We start from the raw sequence: 18,620 nt of genomic DNA, 5'->3' as shown, positions 1-18,620 counted from the left end.
CCGAACTCAGTAGTGAAACGATGCATCGCCGATGGTAGTGTGGGGCTTCCCCATGTGAGAGTAGGTCATCGTCAAGATTCATTTCGCAAAACCCCTATCTGCGCATGCAGGTAGGGGTTTTGTCTTTAAGTAGAGACTACAGAGATTCGCTGGCACGTCCTTGGAACGGTCCGGCACACAGAATTTCTTGACGACCATAGAGCATTGGAACCACCTGATCCCATCCCGAACTCAGCAGTGAAACGATGCATCGCCGATGGTAGTGTGGGGCTTCCCCATGTGAGAGTAGGTCATCGTCAAGATTCACTTCGCAAAACCCCTATCTGCGTGAGCAGGTAGGGGTTTTGTCTTTTCTGCACATCATGCACTGCGTCGTTTGCTTCGCCAGCAAGGCTGGCTTCTACACCGAAATCGGACGCAGGTGCTTGTAGGAGCCGGCCTTGCCGACGAATACCGGCGCAGTTGGTGCCATCCATCGCGTTGCCTGCTGCACCAGCACCGGGACCGGCCGCAAGTGCTGCAGGAGCCGGCTCTGCCGGCGAACACTGGCGCAGCCGGTGCCATGTACCGCGTCGCCTGCTTCGCCAACAAGGCAGGCCTTGTGCTTGATGCAAAAAAAGGCCGCTCCCTGTGGGAGCGGCCTTTTTGTTTCCATCAGCGAACCGGCGCTATCAGCTCAGCAGGTTGCGCACATTCCCCATCGCCTCATCAGCGAACCCCTGTAGGAATGCCTGGAACCCTGGTAGCGCCTCCGGTCCGCCTTCCCATGGCTCGGCTTGAATCGTCCAGGTAGCGCGGCTGCGGTTACCATCGATAGCCACTACCTCCATCGCCGCCCACAGGTTGCCGATGTTCAGGCTGGTGTAGATCAGGCTCCAGGTCATGTTCATGGCCTGGTCGTCGCGGCTGTTCAACTGCTCGATCACCACATTGCCATCCTTGAACAGTTTCTTGCGCACCGAGCGTACGCCGCTACCGGTCATCTCGATATGCGCCAGGGCAGGGATGAACACCGGGAAGCCAGCGAAGTTGCCGACGATGGTCCATGCGCTCGCGGCTGGGGCGGCGATCTCGACGCTGGAAACCACCAGGCAGCCTTGCGGGTTATGAATCAAAGTGTCGGGTTTGAGTGCTTGCATGTTGTATTGCTCCGTTGTGTAAAAAGGGGGTCAGATGAAGCCGATCTCGGCCAGGTAGCGGCAGCCGCGGCGCAACAGATCCGGGCTCTTGCTGGGATAATGGGTGCCCATGCGCCGGACCCCGGCGCGGGCGTTGTCGTGGGCTATCCCGGAGATGTCGCCGATGTCTTCCTCGAAACCGTCCAGGTAGAACCCCAGGACGTCGTACAGCGCGTTGTCACGGTCGATCCGGCGCAACTGCCGCTGCCACTGCTCGACGCTGACCAGCTCGAAGGCATGACCTTGTTCATGGAACGATGCCAGGTAATCTCGCCAGCGCAGCGGTTCGGGGTTGTGCAGGTTGAACACGCACTGCCCGGCCTGGTGGCGGCTGCTGTGGAACGCGATGAAGCGGGAGAGAAAGTCCACCGGCATCAGGTCGAAGTCGATTTCCAGGCCTGGCACCTGGCCTAGTTGCAACGAGCCCTTGAGCATCAGCATCAGGCGGTTGCGTTGTGGCTGGCAGGCGCCGGTGCGGCTGTCGAAGGTGATGTTTCCCGGGCGGAACAGATTGACCCAGACCCCTTGCGCGCGGGCACGGCTGAGGATGCGTTCGCCGATCCATTTGCTCAGGTTGTAGCCGTTGCGGATATAGATCGGTGGCGTGCTTGCCGGGTCCGTCTCCAGGACGCGCCCGCTGTCGTCCACGGCGCTGCAGGCAGACAGGGTGGAGATGAAGTTGAAGATCTTCTTGCGTTTGCCTTCACACAGACGCAGGCACTCGAACAAAGGCTCGATGTTGTCGGCGGCCAGTACCTGGTAGTCGAGGACATGGTTCACCTGCGCCGCGTTGTGCAGCAGGGCGCCGTACTCGCCATCCAGATAGTCATAGTCGGCCTCGGACAGGCCCAGGCGCGGTTGGCGCAGGTCGGCCTCGAAGACCCGTATGCGTGAGAGGTCCAGCTCGATGTGGTTATCGTGCAGAGACCGGGCGAAGCGCTCGACGGCATCCAATCCATCGGCCCGCCGCACCAGGCAGGCCACTTCGGTTGCCCCCCAGTCCAGCAGGGCCTCGACCAGGTGCACCCCGAGGAAGCTGTTGGCACCGGTGACAATCACCTTGTGCACATCGCCCAGGCAGTCCATGGGCAGTACCTGCAAGCCTGGGTCGCGAGTGGCATCCTGCTCCAGGCGTTCCAGCGAGGCCTGCAGGCCTTGATCGTCGCCATCGAGCAGGGCGCCGAGGCGCTGCAATGTGGGTTGCTCGATGAAACGGTTGATCGCCACGCCTTGGCCGAAGCGCTCGCGCAACTCCAGCAGCAGGCGGGACAGCAGGATCGAGTGGCCGCCGAGATTGAAGAAGCTGTCGTCGGCGGAAATATCCGCTTCAGGCAGCTCCAGCAGCTCGCTCCAGAGGCTGCGCAAGCGTTGCTCGGTATGGGTGGCAGGCTGTACGCGCTCACTGGTCGGCAAGGCCAATGGCAGCGCCAGAAGCGCCTGACGGTCTACCTTGCCATTGACGGTATAAGGCATCCGCTCCAGTGCCTGATAGAACGTGGGCCGCATGTAGTCCGGGAGCCGTCGCTCGGCATGGGCACGCAGCAATGTCTCGGCAGACTCACGCTCAGGATGGGCGACGAACGCCAGCACCCGGCGCTGGGCATCGACGACTACCGCCACCTGGGCGAACAACCTGCTTTCACGCAGGCAGTGTTCGATCTCTTCGGGTTCCACCCGGTACCCGCGGATCTTCACCTGATTGTCGCGACGGCCGCAGATCTCGATACCGTGCTCGGTCCATTTGCCGATATCGCCAGTGCGGTAGGCACGCAGGGCACGTCCATCCGGCAATGCCAGCTCGACAAAGCGCTCGGCGGTGAGTGCCGGGTTGTTCAGGTAGCCGAGTCCGACCCCAGGGCCTGCGATATACAGCTCGCCAGGGGTTTGCTGCAACACCGGTTGCAGCGCCTCGTCGAGGATCAGTACCTGGGTGTTGGCGATCGGCATGCCGAGGTTGCGGTTGCTATCGCCTGCATCCAGTACCGTTGTGGTGGCCAGCACGGTGGTTTCGGTAGGGCCATAGATATTGTGCAATCGGCACTGTCTGGCCAGCCGTGCAATGACGTCCGGCTCGCAGACATCACCGCCGGTGACCAGGTGGCGAAGTCCTGGGTGCGAGTCCCGCGGCAGGATGCTCAGTAACGCCGGCGGCAGAAACGCATGGCTGACCTGCGCCCTGTGGATAAGTTGCAGCAGCTGTTGTGGGTCACGGCGCTGGTCTTCGTTGGGCAGCACCAGCTCGGCACCACAGAGGAAGGTGGGCAGTATGTCCAGCAACGAGGCATCGAAGCCGATGGTCGAGAACTGCAGCACCCGACTCTGCGCGTCCAGTGCCACATGCTCGCTGTACCAGGCACAGAAATGCGCCAGGTTGCGCTGGCTGAGCAGCACGCCTTTCGGTTGGCCAGTGGTGCCGGAGGTATAGATCGCCACGCAGGGCTGATCGCCGGGTGTATGGTGCTGGGCCAACATGGGCGGGGTTGCATCGTCTGGCAGCACCAGTCCACGTACATCCAACTGCGGGATATCCACAGACCCTTGCCCGTCATGCAGCAGGACACAAGCCCCGGCGTCGGCCAAAATGCGCTGACGGCGCTCGTTCGGGGTGGCAGGGTCCAGCGGCAGGTAGATGGCTGCGCAGCCCAGCACGGCCAGCAGGCTGGCGTACAGTTCGGGCGACTTGGCCATGCACACGGCGACCACAGGTGGCTGCCCCTGCATGACGGGGAGCAACGGCAGCAGCGTTTGCGCAATGGCGGCACTGCGTGCGTGCAGTTGCCGATAGCTATGGCGCCGGCCCTCATGGTTCAGCGCAGGGCGATCGGCATGCCGGTGCAGGCTGCGTTCCAGTTGGCCGGTCAGCTCGGTTTCGGCCTGTTCCAGCAGGTCGGCGCGCAATGTGCGGTTGAACGGATGTCGGTAGGCAAGGGCTTCCAGCCATGTCAGACCGTGTTCGCGCTCCTGTACGCCAGGGCTGACAGCCGGCGCTTCCAACAGGTACTGCGGGTTGCGGGCGAAGCGGGTGACCTGCAGCGCCAACTGGTCGCACAGGGTCCGTAGCGTATCCTGGCGCAACTGCTGGCCATTCCCCGAGGCGGGGGAGGGCACGGCCACCCGGTCGATAAGGCGCTGCGCGCTGGCATTGCCGCACCAGCAGAGAGTCTCCAGGCGAGGCAGGGTTTGCGCGAGGCTGGCACCCAGGCGCACCCGGAGCAACGGGATGTCGCCCAGGTGCTGCCAATCGCCACTGGCCAGTGCCAGGCTGCCGTCTTCCACCACCAGGTCAGGCGTATTGGCCAGGTTTTGACGCAGGGTATCCGGGTCGCCAGCCAGGGCCAGGCCGTGGCCGTGCTCGTCGAGCAGGCGGGCGAACTCCCCCAGGGCAGGGCTGGTGCCTGCCAGGAGTATGTCGAGGCGTCTCATTTCGGGGTCCTCATGGCAGGTAGTCGCGCAACGCGGCCTGCACGCAGTCCGAGTCGAGCATCGAGCTGCTGCGGAAGAAGCGCAGGATGTTGCCGAGCAGCGGATGCTGGTGATTGATCGGGTAGGCCATGCCCTGGACTTCCTCGCGCAGGGCCTGGCGCACAGGTTCGTCCACCGGTAGTGCGGCGATCAGGGTGAAGTCGAAGGCCTGCTGGATATCGCTGGTCAGGTACTGGCGCAGGAATACTGGCAATACCTCGGCGATGGCTTGGCGATCGGTCTGCGTGGCGGACTGCCAGTAGATGCGGGTCAGGCGCGCCCAGAAGCTCGAGTGCCGGCCCTCGTCGAGCAAGTGATCGGCCATCAGTCCCTTCACCGAGGGCTTGACCGAGTCGTCGCGGGCAAAGGCCGCGACATCGTCGGTCAGGGTGTTCTCGGCAATGCCCACGCAGATCAGCTCCAGGGCATCGCGCAAGTGTGCGGGCACTTGCTCCAGGGCCGCGGGGATAGCTCGGCTCAGCTCGATTTCCTTGGGCAGGGCGATCGGTTCGATACCGGTCAGGGCAATGGTCTGCTGGAGGAAGTCCATTGCCACCAGGGCGTGGTAATCCTCGTCGACCACCACGGTCATCGCGTCGTAGCGACAGGCGAACGGGAAGCGAACGGCGAAACGGTCCTTGGCGATGCGCCGGGCGGTCCGGTCAACGATCTCGGTCTCGAAGATCACCACATCGTTGATGAACTTGTAGAGACTCTGCACCAGCACGAAGTCGCGAAGCTCGGGGCATTCACGCTGGAAGGCGGCGCTCAGGACCAGGGGTTGGCGGCTCAGCGGGTAGATCAGCCGCTGGTCATCCTCCACGCGGCGGCGGGGCCGCGTGCGGATGGTGGCGCGCTCTTCCCAGGCATCGGCGAAGGAACGGTATTCGAGGGCACTCATGGGGTGACCTCGGCAACGGGGGCCTGCAGCGAGGCGCGCAGGCGATCCCACAGGGCGGTGCGGCTGTCCACGGCGGCGATGGCCGCGGCATACACGTCCTCCTGGCGCAGCGGGTCGTGGTTCACCAGGCGGGACAGCAATTGTTCGGCGGCCGGCCCATGGTCCTCGGAGTCGACCTCGATATGTCGCTGCAGGTAGTAGCGGAATGTCGGTGCCTGCTCGTGACCGATGCCCCACTCGTCGAGGATCTGCTGGAACATCATCGGAATGACGCTTTCCCGGCCATGCAGGAACGCAGCAGCGACGCAATGTGCAGGGGCGTCCAGCGCCACTTCGAGGGTGTCACGGACAAAGTGTTGCGCGGCCTCGCTGGCGCCGACGCGGGACAGGGCGTCGCTGGCGCTGACACCTTGCTGTTGCAGGGCGATGAAGCGCTCGATGGCCTGGGTACTGGCGCCTACTTCGCGCATGGCATCCAGGTACAGCTCGAAGTGGCTGTAGTGGCCGTGATCGAGACGGTCATCGGACTCCTCGCCCAACACGATCTCGTTGATCAGGCGGGCGGCGGCCGGGTCGGCTGGTGGTAGCCAGGGCAGGCTGACACAGGTGAGTTCCTGTTGCAGGCGCTTGGTCAGCGACATGAAGTCCCAAACGGCGAATACATGGGTCTCCATGAACCGCTGTAGTGTTTCCAGAGAATCGATTTCGGAAAAAAGCGGATGACGGGAAAGGGTTTTTTTCTTGTCAGAGAGTGTGCGCTTCAATGTGCTCATGAGGATGTCCAGTAGAGTTGAGTTCAGGGTTCGTAGGCAATGCAAGTTACCGATCTTGCTGATTTCGAGGCGAACAAGTTCCTCGAAGCGAGTTTCGATTGCGATCAACAGGCAAAGGCCAGTGGCAGGATATGCGGCCCGCAGGTCACGGAGGCTGCGGGCTGTCTGTGCTGGCGATATAAAACTTAGAACATTGTGAAAGTTCGCTGCAATTGTTTTTTAAATATTTTTATATTTGCCATTTTTTGCAAAAACAGGGGCTCGTTAAAACTTTATTCAAAGTTTTAATTTGGCAATAAGTGCCCCTTCCGATAAATGGATATCAGAAAAACAAGAACAGAGTGAATGCCTCACTCGGAGCACTGGTTAATGAAGGAAAGAGGAAGTTCTACTGTATGAGGGCGGCTGATCGTCGTGCGGTCCTTGCCCCGGTGCGAGACTCCTTGTGCTAATGAATAAAGTGCAGACGATCAGGCCCGCTACAGGTGATCAGCGATCGCTGCGGGGAGTAGAGTGTGCTCAAAATGCTGGCACTGCCATGGCCTGAGATGGACAGGGCAGTAGAAATGCCTCAATCGCGGCATTGATGGCAGAGGGTGGGCCTGCTGTCCGGTCTCGGAAATAAGCTGTTCACTTTTGGCGGCGTCTTAGGCGCCCGGCCCGCGTTGCCACTCCTCAGCATAGTCCTGCCATGACTCGTTGCGGTGTCTTGGCCGAGGCCCCAGGCCACTCGTCAAAAGAGAACGTGTTTCGAGACACGACACTAGAAGCTGAACAGGCCGAGATGAGTGTTGAAGATGCGCACCAGGCGCTGGTTGAGCAGGGAGGTGTCGTCCGAAGAGGCGGGCAACTCGATCAGTTCCAGTTCTCGGCGGCCCAGGCTATGCCAGCCGAGCATGGCGGCCAGCGATCCAGGGGGATAGAGAACGGTTATGGGGACTTCGATGGACAGCTGGCTGTGGCTTCCAGCGAGCTCAGGGCTGTCACTGCTGGACACAAATAGATGCCGGGTCTGTCCTGGGTAGGCATGCTGCGCCAGTTGGGTAAGGGCCAGTGCCACATGGGCGCCGGGTCCTTGGCCGAATACGGCATGGGGACCCGCCAGGTAGGGTTGCAACAGCTGGGCGAGGGTCCGGGCGAGCATGGCGGGAGATTGGGCAGGGGCCGGCGCGCCGAGATCGGCGCAAAGCGGTATGTCCACGGCGACCAGCTCGATAGGGTCGCTCAGGGTCTGGGCCCAGGTACGGTATTGGATGAGCTCCTGGCGGTGGCTGGCCAGACAGATCAGTCGAGTCCTGGGTGGCGCTTCGGTGGTCGTAGCCGCTTGGTTCTGCACGTGCACTGCCGTTCCTTTTGCCCGATAGCGTCCTTGGTGACGTCGCCAGTGGTTGGCTGCGAAGGTCGGATCAGGTGGCCGATTGCCTGTCGAGGTAGTTCCTGATGGTGATGGCGGCATGGTTCAGATGCTCTTCCAGCATCTTCACGGCCTGGTCCACCAGCTTGTCGCTGGCCGCGTCGACCAAGGCGATGTGATCGTCCTGAGTCAGCTTGCCCAAGCCCATCGAGGACAGATGGAAACGCAGAAAACGCTCCTCTTCATTGAGCTCGATCTCGATCATGCGCAAGAGTTTCTGGTTACGCGCCTTGCCATAGAGTGCCATGTGGAACAGGCGGTTGAGGCGGCCGATCTCGGCATGGCGGGTTTCGACTTCCAACTGGCGGATGTAGTCCCTGGCCTGTGCGATGTCTTCGGCTTCGAGCAGCGGAATCGATTGGCGCAGGGCTTCGGTCTCGAGGATGACACGCAGGGCGTAGGTGTCGACGGCATCTTCGCCGATCAGTGGCGCGACCACTGCGCCTTTGTGCATTACCACCTGCAACAGTGACTGGGCCTCCAACTGACGCAGGGCCTCGCGTACCGGCATGCGACTGACGCCGAACAACGTCGCCAGCTCCTGCTGGCGAACGGCGGTGCCCGGTGGCAGGCGGCCGTCAAGGATGGCACTGCGCAGGCGCTCTTCGATGACACCGCGCGCCAGGTGCGGCGGTACTTGCTCGCTGCCCAGCACGGCGCTCAGGAGTTTGGTTTTTTCAGCCACGCGGGGTGTGCCTCGGTAAAAATTGGATCCAATAACCTAGTGAGTGTGGGGGCCGCTTGTCAACGGCTTCTATTTAGAGGCAGGAGTGACCTGATCGTGTGACAGGCGGCTATCGTGAAGCAAGTCGGCAGCCAAGGGAAGTCGGCACCGTCCCCGGCAGCTTGTACGAAGGGGGCGAACCGACAGCTGGCAGGATGATTGTAAGGTGCCATTGTCTTTTGCCGCGTCAGCCCGCACCATCGCGGCTTCCGGATGATCTGAACAGGTGTTCGCAGTGGCGATACCTTGGCTTCTCAATGTGACCGTGCGCCGTCTCGGGTTGGCCCTGCTGCTGGGCGGCCTGCTGCTGGGCGTGTCGCAGGCGGATTGGGACTTTTCCCAGATCAGTCGGCGCGCCCAGGCGCTCTATGGGCCATTGGGCGCTGGCCAGGGGCGTATCGACGCCTGGCAGAACCTGTTGGCGACCCAGCAGCAAGGCAGCGAGCTGGACAAGCTGCAAGTGGTCAACCTGTTCTTCAACAAACAGCTGCGTTATGTCGAGGACATCGACCTGTGGCATGAGGTCGACTATTGGGCAACGCCGATCCAGTCGCTGATCAAGGGTGCTGGTGACTGTGAGGACTACGCCATTGCCAAATACTTCAGTCTGCGGCGCATGGGCATTCCGGCCGAAAAGCTGCGCATCACCTACGTCAAGGCATTGCGTCAGAATCGGGCGCACATGGTCCTGACCTATTATTCAAGCCCACAGGCCCAGCCTCTGGTGCTCGATAGCCTGATGGACGCGATCAAGCCAGCCAGCCAGCGCACCGACTTGTTGCCGGTCTACGCCTTCAACGGCGAAGGGCTCTGGCTGACCGGGGCCGCCGGCAACAAGAAGGTCGGCGACACCAAGCGCCTGTCGCGCTGGCAGGATGTGCTGAAGAAAATGCAGGCCGAAGGGTTCCCGGCCGAACCGGTTTACTGAAGGAGCACAGATGTCACTGTTCAAACAATTGCTGCTTGCCATTTGCCTGTTCCTGGTGGTCGCCTTCAGTGGCAGCTTCATGGTCAGCCTCGAGAGCTCGCGCAGCCAGTATGTCAACCAGCTGCGTTCGCATGCCCAGGATGCCGCGACCGCGCTGGCGCTGTCGTTGACGCCGAACATCGACGATCCGGCGATGGTCGAGCTGATGGTCAGCTCGATATTCGACAGCGGCTACTACTCGAGCATCAAGGTGATCGACCTGGGTTCCAACGCGGTGCTGGTCGAGCGCCACGCCGAGCCTGACAGCGGCAGTGTGCCGGGCTGGTTCGTCCACCTCATCGGCCTGGAGCCGGCCGGTGGCGATGCCATCGTCAGCCGCGGCTGGCAGCAGGCGGCACGGGTCGAGGTGATCAGCCATCCGATGTTCGCCCTGGCCAAGCTCTGGCAGAGTGCCTTGGGCAGCCTGGGCTGGCTGTTGCTGTGCGGCGCGGTCAGCGCGGTGCTGGGGGCCTTGTTGCTGCGCCGGCAACTGCGGCCGCTGGACTACATGGTGGCGCAGTCCCATGCCATTGCCCGCCGTGAGTTCCTCAGCTTGCCGGAACTGCCGCGCACCCCGGAGTTGCGTCGGGTGGTGCAGGCGATGAACCAGATGGTCGAGAAACTCAAGGCGCTGTTTACCGAGCAGGCCGAACGCAGCGAGAAGCTGCGTGCCGAGTCTTATCAGGACAGTCTCACCGGGCTTGCCAACCGCCGCTACTTCGAAATGCAGCTCAATGCCCGGGTGAGCAACCTTGAAGAGGCCCGCGCCGGCTACCTGCTGCTGCTGCGGGTCCAGGACCTCGCCGGCCTCAATGCCCGCTTGGGCGGGCAGCGCACCGACCAGTTGCTGCAGGCGGTGGGTGAGCAGTTGCGTCGGACCTGCGCCGGTTATCCGGAAACCAACGACCTGATCACCCGCAGCCGGGGTGGCGAATTCGCCGTGCTGGCGCCTGGCATGGTTCACGCGGAGGCGATCCAGCTGGCCCAGGCCCTGAGCGCGGCCCTGCAGAGCCTGCACCTGACCGGCGCCAGCGATGTCGACCCGGTGGCCTGCATCGGCCTGGCGCCGTTCAGCCCGGGCGATGCGCCACAGACACTGCTGAAGATGGCCGACGAGGCCTTGGCCCGTGCCGAGAGCCAGCCCGTGCCGGGTTGGGTATGCCTGGAGCAAGGCGCCGCCGCCGAGGCGGCGGACAGTCATCATGCCTGGCACACGCGGCTCGACCAGGCCTTGGAAAAGGGACGCTTCGAGCTGTTCTTCCAGCCTGTGGTGGATTGCCGGGCTCCGGGGCGGATCCTGCACTACAAGGTCATCTCGCGCCTGCAAGACGAACAGGGCGAGGCGCTGGCGGCCGGGCGCTTCCTGCCCTGGTTGGAGCGCTTTGGCTGGATGGCTCGGCTGGATCTGCTGGTGCTCGAAAAGGTGCTCCGGCACCTGCAAGGGCACCATGAGGTACTGGCGCTCAACCTGTCGGCTGCCACCCTGGCCGATCCCAAGGCACTGCAGCGGGTGTTCGAGCTGCTGGAACAGTACGCCGCACTGGGGTCGCGTCTGACCTTCGAGATCGGCGAGGAGCAACTGCCCGACCAGGCTGCGCTGGAGCAACTGACCCGGCGCCTGCACGCGCAGGGCTTCAGCCTGGCGCTGCAGCGTTTCGGTGGCCGCTTCAGCATGATCGGCAACCTGGCGCATTTGGGGTTGGCCTACCTGAAGATCGACGGCAGCTATATCCGCAATATCGATCACGAGCAGCACAAGCGGCTGTTCATCGAGGCCATCCAGCGGGCCGCGCACAGCATCGACCTGCCGTTGATCGCCGAGCGGGTGGAAACCGAAGGTGAGTTGCAAGTGCTGCGGGAGATGGGCGTTCAGGGGATCCAGGGACAATTGGTGGGTGAGCCGGCGCCCTGGCGTTGAATCGGGCGGCGCCATCGCGGAGCCAGCCCGCTTCCACGGTGTCTTGCGATAGGCGGGGGCTTAGATCAGCCCGCCGTCTTCGTCGTCCTCGATCAGGTTGTTCAGGCTCCCCAGCGCCTTGCGCGCGGTGGAGCGGTTGAGCAACTTGGCCTGAGCCCCGGCAGGCAGGTCGGTGATGCTGATCACGCCCTTGGTGGTCAGTACCTCGATCAGGTCCTCGAGCACACGGATCATGTCCAGGTCGCTCTGCTTGAGCTGCTTGAGGCTGTTTTCCACGACGTTGTCGGCGAACCATTCCTGGATCTCGGCGTGATCGGCCGGGAGCATTTCCGTGTATTCGGCAAACGCGGCGGCTTCTACCCGCAGCAACTGGCCATCGGCGTCGCGTTGCACGTAGAACATGGCGTCTTCCCTCGTCACGATGATTCCTTCTTGGTAGTCAGCAGCATAGGCAAAGTTCACCGGGCGTGTCAGCCCGGCACGCGAGTATGCGCGTGAAGAGGACGTTGAGAAAGTCCGCGCCCCGAGGCGGCGGCCGTTACCGGCCGCCGCAGGGGGGGAGGATCAGCTGTTGGAGTTGTCGATCTTGATGGTCGGGTCGGCACCGCTGATCAACGAGTTGATCGTGGTATTGGACCAGTTCACACCCTCGAGCTTGATGCTCACGTCGGCGTTGGCCAGGCCACCGGCGGCATTGAGCTTGCCTTCGGTGCTCACCTGCAGGGTCGACTCGCCGTTGACCGTGGTGATCTTCAGGTAGTTGTCGATGGTGCTGGCCTTCTCGCCCTGGAGCAGGTCGCTCAGGTCAAGACGGTCGCCTTCCTTGACGTTGAAGTCCTTGATCACATCCTTGCCCAGGTCGCCGGCTTTCCACACGAAGGTGTCGGCACCGCTGCCGCCGATCAGGATATCGTCGCCCTTGCCGCCGATGAGGATGTCGTTGCCGGCACCGCCGAGCAGGATGTCGTTGCCAGCACCACCGTCCAGGTAGTCGTTGCCACCCTGGCCGAAGATGATGTCGTCGCCATTGCCGCCGAGCAAGGTGTCGTTGCCGTCGTTGCTGCGCGAGATGTCGAACTCGGTGTAGTGCTCGTTGATGTACTTGTGCATCGCCCGTGCATCGACATCGCCCACGGCAACACCGGTCTTGCCGGCGACATAGGCCTGGATCGCCTCGACACCGGTGCCGGCGATGCCGTCGAAGGTCATCAGGTCGCCGAAGATGATGTCGTTGCCGTCGCCGCCATTGACCGTGTCGTTGCCCGGTTGGGTGACCTCGGTGTGGCCGAGGATCGCCTCGGCCAGCTTGCTCGGGTCGATGTTGGTCTGTGGCTTGCCGTCGGTGTCGAACGGTTTCAGGTCGTTGCTGTTCACCCCGTTGTTGAGGCCGATGGCCTCGACATTGGACAGGCCCGAGAGCAGCTTGAAGCTGTCCAGCGAGTTGTTCCAGGTGGCGTTGTCGGTGTAGTTGCCGGCACCGCCGCGGGACGACAGCTCGTAGCCACCGTTGCCCTCGGCATGCAGCGCGCCCGAGAGCGAGGTGTACCAGGAGCCGTAGTAGGTTTGCACCTTCAGGTTGCCGCTGCTGTCGATCGTCAGGTAGTTGGAGTTGTCCAGGTACTTGCCGACGGTCATGCCCGGGGTGTAGTTGATCGACGCCAGGTAGTTGTCCAGGGTAATGCCCGAGCTGCCCAGGTTCGGGTTGGTGTTCTCGTTGCCCTGGTAGTAGGTCGGCTTGCCGTCGGTGATGAAGAACGTCTGGTTGCTACCGGTACTGCCGGCGTCCTTGAGGTTCTGGAACCAGTTGGCGGTGGTCTTGAAGGCGTCTTCGTAGTTGGTCCCGCCGTTGGCATTGAGCGAGTTCAGGGCATTGAGCAAGGTTTGCAGGCCGGCGTCGTTCAGAGTCACCGAGACGCTGCTCTTGACCTGGGTGGCGAAGTCCACCAGCAGGATGTTCACCGTGCCCGAGGCCGAGCCCTTGACGCTGGCCGCCAGGGTCTTGAACACCGACTCCAGGGACTTTCTGGCCGCGTCCACGCCGGACGCGCCCATGCTGCCCGAGGTGTCGACGATGAAGGCCAGGTTGTAGTTCTGGCCCGGCACCACGTGCAGCCCGGCGACGTCCGAGACGATGATGTCGTTGCCGTCGGTGCCGACGATGTTGTCGCTGTCCGAGGACAGGTTGTGGGTGGTGTAGGTCTGCGGGTAGACGTTGACCTTGATGGTGCCTTCGCTGGTCGCGGTGCTGCCGCCGACGCTTTCGCTGGAGGTCGAGGTGACCTTCACGTCGAACTGGCCGGTGTAGTAGGCCGGTGGCTTGATGGTCAGGCTGCCCAGGTTCCAGCCGGTGACATCCACCGCATCCTTGCCGACCGTGACTTTGTGGCCGGCGCCATCGGCCAGCACGGAGCCGGCTGGGATGCCGCTGAGCTTGACGCTCAGGGTTTCGGAGCCGTCAGTGTCGGTCAGCTTGGTGCTGATGCCCACCAGCTTGACCGGCGCGCCGTTCTCGCTGCCTTCGTTGAGCTTGTAGCCGTCGTAGTAGCCCTGGCCGTTGTTGCCGTGCAGGTCGGAGACGGTGACGCCAGCATTGGTCAGGTCGTTGACGCTCGGGTACATCGGGATGTTCGAGCTGTTCAGGTCCATGACCGCGCCATTGTTGACCCGGATGTTGACGTCCAGGCTGCCGGGGCCGGCCTGGTTGGCGTTGTAGATCTCCAGGGTGTAGTAGCCGCTGGTGGTCGGGGTGAAGCTGCCGGAGATGGCGCCATTGGCCGAGCCCCAGATGCCGCTGGCGACGTTCTTGCCGCCCACCACGATCTGCAGGCTGTCATCGGCGGTGCCGCTGAACGAGTAGGTCTTGCCGGCTTCCAGGTAGATCAGGCCGGAGGTCTTCGAGCCGCTGCCCGGGGTGACGTTGCTGGTCGAGTCGACGCCGTTGACGGTTTCGGTCTTGTTGGCTTTGCCAGAGTTGGCGAACACGTTCTTCAGGGTATCGCCGGAGATACCGATGCCGTTGGTGCCCAGGCCGGTGAGGTTGTTCCAGCTTTCCTTGAGCAGGCCGATCGAGTTGACGTTGTTGCTGCCGATGTTCAGATCAGGCTTGTCGGCGACCGGGGTGATGTCGACCTTCATGGTCACTTCGCCGCCGAGGTTGGTGCCGTCGTTGGGCTTGTACTTGATCTGCGCGTAGTCGGCCTGCTGGTTGCCCACGCCATTGCCGCCGTAGCCGTCGACGCCGGATTGGTTGGCCAATGGCACGAACTTGAGCTTGCCGGCGGCGATGTCGGCCTGGCTGATGGTCTGGTTCAGCGACACGTCGACCCACGAGGTGCCGTTGAAGAACTTCAGGTTGCCCAGGTCAGGCAGCTTGCTGATGGTCACGGCCAGGCCGGTGTTGCCATCGGCGTCGGTGACGTTGAAGTCGTTCCACTGGAACACGTAGTCGGTGTCTTCGGTGCCGGTCACCGCGCCGCCGGTCGATACTGGCGCGTGGTCGTTGTCGATGATGGTGGTGGTGACGCTGGACTTGCCCGGGTCGACCTGCAGGTTCTCGAAGCCGCCACCGGTGGCGCCGCTGATCTTGATGGTGAAGTTCTCGGAGCCCTCGACCAGCTTGTCGTCGATGGTCTTGATATCGAACTTGGTGCCGGAGCTGCCCGCCGGGATCTTCACGCTGACCACGCCGATGAAGTCTTCACCGTTGGTGGCGGTGCCGCTGTAGGTCAGGGTGATGGTGACATCGGTCTTCGACGGATTGCTCAGGGTCAGGGTGTAGTGGGCGGTGTCGCCCTCGATCACCGAGGTGTCGCCGCTGATGCCGACGGTCGTCAGGTCGCCTTGGCCGGCCGGTTCGTCGGTGACGGTGGTGGTGACGGTGTTCTGGCCGAGGGTCAGTTTCTCGAAGTTGTCGCCGCCGGCGACCGACTCGATCTTGTTGACGATGCTCGGCTGGCCACCGACGTACACGTCGTCCGGTGCGGTGATGGTGACCTTGCCGCTGGCGCTGCCGGCCGGGATGGTGACCTTGGTGCCGTCGGACAGGGTGAAGGTCAGGCCGTTGTGACCATTAACGGGCAGGTTCTGGCCGTTGCTCAGGGTCACGGTGTAGGTGATCTGGCCACCTTCGGCGACGGTGGTCTTGTCGGCGGTCAGGGTGGCGACGACTTCGCTGATGGTGTCGTTGATCTGTACCGAGGCGTTGCCGCCCAGCTCCAGGTTCTCGAAGGTCTTGCCGACGACGCTGGCATCGGTGATGCCGACGGTCAGGGTGCTGCCGTCCTTGAACACGTCATCACCTTGGGCCGGGGCCTTGTAGATGGCCTCGGTCTGGCCGGCGGCGATCACCACCTTGCCACCGTTGGACAGGGTGATGGTCAGGTCATGGTCCAGCTTCTGGCTGACCTTGACGGTGAAGCTCGGTTGCTGGTCTTCGGTGACCGGGCCGTTGCCGACGATGGTGACGGACACCTTGTCGCCCTGGTTGCCGGTGCCAGGGGTGCCCGAGCCTGGTTCGTCGGTGACGGTGGTGGTGACGGTGTTCTGGCCGAGGGTCAGTTTCTCGAAGTTGTCGCCGCCGGCGACCGACTCGATCTTGTTGACGATGCTCGGCTGGCCACCGACGTACACGTCGTCCGGTGCGGTGATGGTGACCTTGCCGCTGGCGCTGCCGGCCGGGATGGTGACCTTGGTGCCGTCGGACAGGGTGAAGGTCAGGCCGTTGTGACCATTAACGGGCAGGTTCTGGCCGTTGCTCAGGGTCACGGTGTAGGTGATCTGGCCACCTTCGGCGACGGTGGTCTTGTCGGCGGTCAGGGTGGCGACGACTTCGCTGATGGTGTCGTTGATCTGTACCGAGGCGTTGCCGCCCAGCTCCAGGTTCTCGAAGGTCTTGCCGACGACGCTGGCATCGGTGATGCCGACGGTCAGGGTGCTGCCGTCCTTGAACACGTCATCACCTTGGGCCGGGGCCTTGTAGATGGCCTCGGTCTGGCCGGCGGCGATCACCACTTTGGCACCGTTGGACAAGGTCACGGTCAGGTCCTGATCCAGCTTCTGGCTGACCTTGACGGTGAAGCTCGGTTGCTGGTCTTCGGTGACCGGGCCGTTGCCGACAATGGTGACGGACACTTTGTCGCCCTGATTGTCAGTGCCAGGGGTACCTGACCCCGGCTCGTCGGTGACGCTGGTCTTCACTTCGTTCTGACCCAGGGTCAGTTTCTCGAAGTTGTCCGCGCCGGTGACGCCGGTCAGCTTGTTGGAGATGGTCGCCTGGCCGCCAATGAACACGTCGTCCGGGGCGGTAATGGAGGCGCTGCCGCTGACACTGCCGGCTGGGATGGTGATCTTGGTGCCATCGCTGAGGGTGAAGGTCAGGCCGTTGTGGCCACTGACCGGCAGACCTTGGGCGTTGGTCAGGGTCACGGTGTAGGTGATCTGGCCGCCTTCGGCGACGGTCGATTTGTCGGCAGTCAGGGTGGCGACGACTTCACTGATGGTGTCGCTGATCTGCACCGAGGCGTTGCCGCCCAGTTCCAGGTTCTCGAAGGTCTTGCCGGTGACGGAGGCATCGGTGATGCCGACGGTCAGGGTGCTGCCGTCCTTGAACACGTCATCACCCTGGGCCGGAGCGTTGTAGATGGCTTCGGTCTGGCCGGCAGCGATCACCACCTTGCCACCGTTGGACAGGGTGATGGTCAGGTCATGGTCCAGCTTCTGGCTGACCTTGACGGTGAAGCTCGGTTGCTGGTCTTCGGTGACCGGGCCATTGCCGAGGATGGTGACGGACACCTTGTCGCCCTGGTTGTCGGTGCCAGGGGTGCCGGAACCTGGCTCGTCGGTGACTTCGGTTTTCACCTGGTCTTTGCCCAGGGTCAGCTTCTCGAAGTTGTCGTCGCCGGTGACGCTTTCCAGCTTGTTGGTGATGGTCGGTTGACCACCGACGAACACGTCATCCGGTGCTGTGATGGTGGCGGTGCCGCTGGCGCTGCCGGCCGGGATGGTGATCTTGGTGCCGTCGCTGAGGGTGAAGGTCAGGCCATTGTGGCCGGTCACGGGCAGATTTTGGCCGTTGCTCAGGGTGACGGTGTAGGTGATCTGGCCGCCTTCGGCGACGGTCGACTTGTCGGCGGTCAGGGTGGCGACGACTTCGCTGATGGTGTCGTTGATCTGAACCGAGGCGTTGCCGCCCAGTTCCAGGTTTTCGAAGGTATGGCCCGGAACAGTGGCATCGGTGATGCCGACGGTCAGGGTGCTGCCATCCTTGAACACGTCGTCGCCCTGGGCTTGGGCCTTGTATTCGGTCTGGGTCTGGCCGGCTGGGATCACCACCTTGTCGCCGTTGGACAGGGTGACGGTCAGGTCGTAGCCCAGCTTCTGGCTGACCTTGACAGTGAAGCTTGGCTGCTGGTCTTCGGTGACCGGGCCATTGCCGACGATGGTGACGGACACCTTGTCGCCCTGGTTATCGGTGCCTGGTGTACCCGAGCCTGGCTCGTCGGTGACGGAGGTCTGCACTTCGCCTTGGCCGAGGGTCAGCTTCTCGAAGTTGTCGGCGCCACTGACGGTCACCAGTTTGTTGCTGATAGTGGCTTGGCCGCCGATGAACACGTCGTCTGGCGCAGTAATGGTTGCTGTGCCACTGGTGCTGCCGGCCGGGATAGTGATCTTGGTGCCATCGGACAGGGTGAAGGTCAGACCGTTGTGGCCATTGACCGGCAGACCCTGGGCGTTGGTCAGGGTCACGGTGTAGGTGATCTCACCACCTTCGGCGACGGTGGTCTTGTCAGCGGTCAGGGTGGCGACGACTTCGCTGATGGTATCGGTGATCTGGACGGTGGCATCGCCACCCAGTTCCAGATTCTCGAAGGTTTTGCCAGTGACGGTGGCATCGGTGATGCCAATGGTCAGGGCCTCGCCATCCTTGAAGACGTCATCGCCTTGAGCCGGAGCCTTGTACTCGGCTTCGGTCTGGCCAGCGGCGATCACTACCTTGGCACCGTTGGACAGGGTGACGGTCAGGTCGTGGTCGAGCTTCTGGCTCACTTTCACAGTGAACGAAGGCTGTTGGTCTTCGGTGACCGGGCCGTTGCCGACGATGGTGACGGAAACCTTATCACCTTGGTTGTCGGTGCCCGGGGTGCCGGTACCTGGCTCATCGGTGACTTCGGTTTTCACCGAGTCTTTGCCCAAGGTCAGCTTCTCGAAGTTGTCGTCGCCAGTGACGCTTTCCAGTTTGTTGGTGATGGCTGGCTGACCACCGACGAACACGTCGTCCGGAGCCG

10 protein-coding genes and 2 rRNA genes are annotated in these 18,620 nt (G+C 62.7%); 4 read left to right on the top strand and 8 right to left on the bottom strand.

Translation table 11 applies throughout. The annotated features are described in order from the left end of the window. Together rrf (F3J43_RS24460) and rrf (F3J43_RS23435) are read left to right on the top strand one after the other, a co-directional pair. Positions 1-77, top strand: a 5S ribosomal RNA gene (gene rrf, locus F3J43_RS24460); the annotation flags it as partial. Between the two features lie 109 nt (positions 78-186). After that, a 5S ribosomal RNA gene (gene rrf, locus F3J43_RS23435) occupies positions 187-302 on the top strand. Positions 303-671: 369 nt separating this feature from the next. On the opposite strand, the gene F3J43_RS23430 is transcribed toward rrf (F3J43_RS23435), so the two are convergent. The 6 genes from F3J43_RS23430 to F3J43_RS23405 all read right to left on the bottom strand — a co-directional run bounded on the left by F3J43_RS23430 (position 672) and on the right by F3J43_RS23405 (position 8,413). After that, positions 672-1,139 carry an SRPBCC family protein gene (locus tag F3J43_RS23430; protein WP_166892913.1) on the bottom strand — a complete coding sequence of 156 codons (468 nt, stop codon included), beginning with the start codon at positions 1,137-1,139 and terminating at the stop codon, positions 672-674. A gap of 30 nt (positions 1,140-1,169) precedes the next feature. Then, positions 1,170-4,601: an amino acid adenylation domain-containing protein gene (locus F3J43_RS23425; RefSeq protein WP_166892910.1), complete on the bottom strand. Its 3,432-nt coding sequence runs from the start codon at positions 4,599-4,601 to the stop codon at positions 1,170-1,172. A 10-nt stretch (positions 4,602-4,611) separates the two neighbouring features. After that, complete coding sequence (locus F3J43_RS23420) at positions 4,612-5,541, bottom strand: diiron oxygenase (protein ID WP_166892907.1); 930 nt, start codon at positions 5,539-5,541, stop codon at positions 4,612-4,614. Beyond that, on the bottom strand, positions 5,538-6,314 hold the full coding sequence (locus F3J43_RS23415) for a DUF3050 domain-containing protein (RefSeq protein WP_166892904.1): 777 nt from the start codon (positions 6,312-6,314) through the stop codon (positions 5,538-5,540). The genes F3J43_RS23420 and F3J43_RS23415 overlap by 4 nt, the downstream gene beginning before the upstream one ends. Positions 6,315-7,077: 763 nt before the next feature. Further along, entirely contained in the window at positions 7,078-7,656 is a 579-nt protein-coding gene (locus tag F3J43_RS23410; protein WP_166892901.1) for a thioesterase domain-containing protein, read from the bottom strand. A 64-nt stretch (positions 7,657-7,720) separates the two neighbouring features. Beyond that, positions 7,721-8,413, bottom strand: a complete 693-nt coding sequence (locus tag F3J43_RS23405; RefSeq protein ID WP_166892898.1) for a GntR family transcriptional regulator — start codon at positions 8,411-8,413, stop codon at positions 7,721-7,723. A gap of 280 nt (positions 8,414-8,693) precedes the next feature. On the opposite strand from F3J43_RS23405, the gene lapG reads away from it, so the two are divergent. Both lapG and lapD read left to right on the top strand, forming a co-directional pair. Beyond that, on the top strand, positions 8,694-9,380 hold the full coding sequence (gene lapG, locus F3J43_RS23400) for a cysteine protease LapG (protein WP_353618288.1): 687 nt from the start codon (positions 8,694-8,696) through the stop codon (positions 9,378-9,380). Between the two features lie 10 nt (positions 9,381-9,390). Further along, positions 9,391-11,337 (top strand): cyclic di-GMP receptor LapD, encoded by a 1,947-nt coding sequence (gene lapD, locus F3J43_RS23395; RefSeq protein ID WP_166892891.1) that lies wholly within the window; start codon positions 9,391-9,393, stop codon positions 11,335-11,337. 60 nt (positions 11,338-11,397) lie between these two features. Here lapD and F3J43_RS23390 read toward each other — a convergent pair whose 3' ends face one another. Together F3J43_RS23390 and F3J43_RS23385 are read right to left on the bottom strand one after the other, a co-directional pair. Further along, the gene (locus tag F3J43_RS23390) at positions 11,398-11,739 is read right to left on the bottom strand and encodes a tryptophan synthase subunit beta (protein WP_166892915.1); all 342 of its coding nucleotides are present in this window, start codon (positions 11,737-11,739) and stop codon (positions 11,398-11,400) included. A gap of 162 nt (positions 11,740-11,901) precedes the next feature. Beyond that, entirely contained in the window at positions 11,902-18,606 is a 6,705-nt protein-coding gene (locus F3J43_RS23385; RefSeq protein ID WP_205298065.1) for an immunoglobulin-like domain-containing protein, read from the bottom strand. Positions 18,607-18,620 lie beyond the last annotated feature (14 nt).

This window comes from Pantoea sp. Cy-639 (assembly GCF_011752525.1).
Lineage (GTDB): Bacteria > Pseudomonadota > Gammaproteobacteria > Pseudomonadales > Pseudomonadaceae > Aquipseudomonas.
Note: the sequence above shows the minus strand (reverse complement) of the source record. Positions and strands in the feature narration are given on the sequence as shown.

Bases quoted from the DNA above. Each gene is read 5' to 3' on its own strand.
- F3J43_RS23430 (WP_166892913.1), bottom strand. From the start codon at position 1,139: ATGCAAGCACTCAAACCCGACACTTTGATTCATAACCCGCAAGGCTGC.
- F3J43_RS23425 (WP_166892910.1), bottom strand. From the start codon at position 4,601: ATGAGACGCCTCGACATACTCCTGGCAGGCACCAGCCCTGCCCTGGGG.
- F3J43_RS23420 (WP_166892907.1), bottom strand. From the start codon at position 5,541: ATGAGTGCCCTCGAATACCGTTCCTTCGCCGATGCCTGGGAAGAGCGC.
- F3J43_RS23415 (WP_166892904.1), bottom strand. From the start codon at position 6,314: ATGAGCACATTGAAGCGCACACTCTCTGACAAGAAAAAAACCCTTTCC.
- lapD (WP_166892891.1), top strand. From the start codon at position 9,391: ATGTCACTGTTCAAACAATTGCTGCTTGCCATTTGCCTGTTCCTGGTG.
- F3J43_RS23390 (WP_166892915.1), bottom strand. From the start codon at position 11,739: ATGTTCTACGTGCAACGCGACGCCGATGGCCAGTTGCTGCGGGTAGAA.